1 protein-coding gene is annotated in these 2,131 nt (G+C 41.2%); it reads right to left on the reverse strand.

The annotated features are described in order from the left end of the window. Positions 1-35: 35 nt before the first annotated feature. A complete protein-coding gene (locus tag ASV53_RS23695; RefSeq protein ID WP_094958956.1) occupies positions 36-2,057 on the reverse strand; it encodes a TonB-dependent receptor in 2,022 nt (673 codons plus the stop codon). Between the last annotated feature and the right edge of the window lie 74 nt (positions 2,058-2,131).

A 2,131-nucleotide genomic window follows, 5' to 3' on the forward strand; every position in this document is an offset into this window, starting at 1 on the left:
CTTAAAATTTAATTTTTAAATCAAATTAAAAATAACTAAAACTGATAACCGTAGGTCAGCATGAACTCAGCTGGTGCACCGTAACCAATTTGGTTAAGGCCTGATTTCCCATTCGTTGCACCTAGAATGTACTTCTCATTAAAGATATTAGAAGCGTTAAGCTGAATTTTATGTTGGTCCAAAGTATAAGCAGTCATTAAATCAACCGTCGTGTAGTCGGCCAATGAAACCGCTTCACTGTTACCAGAGAAACGTTCACCAACATATTTTGCACCACCACCAAATCGCCAGTTTTCGGTTAATTGGTAAGTACTCCACAGGGAGAATAAATGATCAGACACATCGTTAGGTTTTTTGCCCGTCTTCTTATCTTTTGCATCTAAGAAGCTGTATCCCGCAGAGACATTCCATTTCTGTGTAATTTGCCCTCGAATTTCTAATTCAATACCTTTATGACGCGCTTCTGTCTTATCGACGACATCCCCGTCAGTATTTGTTTTAGGCTGTTCTTGATCAATTTGGAATAATGCCGCATTCAGCATTAATGCATCATCCAATAAATAAGCTTTCACACCTAACTCTTGAAGATCAGTATGGAAAAACTCGGCTAATTTAGGATTAATATAAATACCTGAATACGGGAGCTGCCATGAACGCGCTAAAGTGGCATAAGTAGAAACGTCATTGGTGATACGATATACCGCACCTGCTCGGTAACTCACTTTATTATCACTAAGATATTCTTTTTCTTTGCCAACCTTTTGTTGCTCTAGCTCCATTTTGTCGTAGCGAACATTACCAATCAGAGAAAGATCACCAAAGGTAACAACATCCTGAATATATAATCCTGTCGTTTTAGTGACGTTATCTCTAAATGGAGCAAAACCAGGATTTGGTGTAGGTCCCACAGTCGGATCATAAATATCTTTTGATGGAATAGTCTTATTACTCGCGAGCGTTAAGTCGATATTAATTTGGTTATAATCCGCACCAACCATCAGCTGATTCATACCCGTATCCCACACTAACTCCGATTGCAGTGTGGTTGTTGTACGAGGGTCGTAACCAAAATTATTGACTGTTTGAGAAACTTGATCACCCGTAACGGTTCCCTGTCTCGTACCTTTTTGTTGTAATTCAATCTTGTTCCAAGAGGCTCGGTTATTCCATTGAAGGTCGCTGTTAATTAACCATTCATAATTCAGCGCTAAACGTAAGCTATCCGACTTTTGAAAATCATTGGTGCCACCATAAAATGTGTTCGTCGGAACATCCACTGGCTTACCATCTTTGGAAGGTACGCCACGATACGGCACTAACTCTTGATGCGCGTATTCCATATCAAGATCTAAGGTATGCCCATCTGCTGGCGAAATACGTACCGTTGGTGCAATGAAATAATCTTCAGAATTAACATGATCGACGAACGAATCCGCTTTGCGATATTCAAGGTTCACACGACCATTGATTGAATCAGACAACGCCATTGAGCTATCAAGCTGACCTGTATATTTATTATTACTGCCAATACCTGCCTTTACTCGCGTAAAGCTTTCTCCATTAGCACGCTTGGTCACTAAATTAATCAAACCACCCGCAGAGCCTCGTCCATACAGCGCACCAGCAGCGCCCTTAACCACCTCTACGCGTTCAATATTCGCTAAACTACGATACGACTGAAGATTACCATCATCTCGAAGCCCATCACGATAAGTATCATTAAGCGTATCAAAGCCACGTATTACAAACTGATCTCGACTACCTTCACCCAAGGTGTTATTCACACCCGCCACACCATGCAAGGCATCAACTAATCGCACTGCTCCCCTGTCTTCCATCTCAGTGCTGGTTACTACCGACACAGACTGAGGAACGTCAAGCCATGCGACATCCGTTTTCGTTCCAGATTGTGGGGCATGTTCAGCATAGCCTTGATAGGCATGGCCATAAACCTGAACCACCTCATCTGAGTTGGATGAAGCCGTAGCAAAAACAACGGTGGGGAAGCATGCGATTGATATCGCTAAAGATAAAGGATGTGCTTTAGAAAAGGTCATTTGCAAATTCCATTTAGTTTACATTCAGGTTGCGAATGAAAACAAATATCATTTGTATTTGCAATATATAATTT

Source organism: Photobacterium sanguinicancri, from assembly GCF_002265265.1.
Taxonomy (GTDB): Bacteria; Pseudomonadota; Gammaproteobacteria; order Enterobacterales; family Vibrionaceae; genus Photobacterium; species Photobacterium sanguinicancri.

What these genes read in the sequence shown, in the direction of transcription:
- ASV53_RS23695 (WP_094958956.1), bottom strand. Translation starts at nt 2,057, where the DNA reads ATGACCTTTTCTAAAGCACATCCTTTATCTTTAGCGATATCAATCGCA.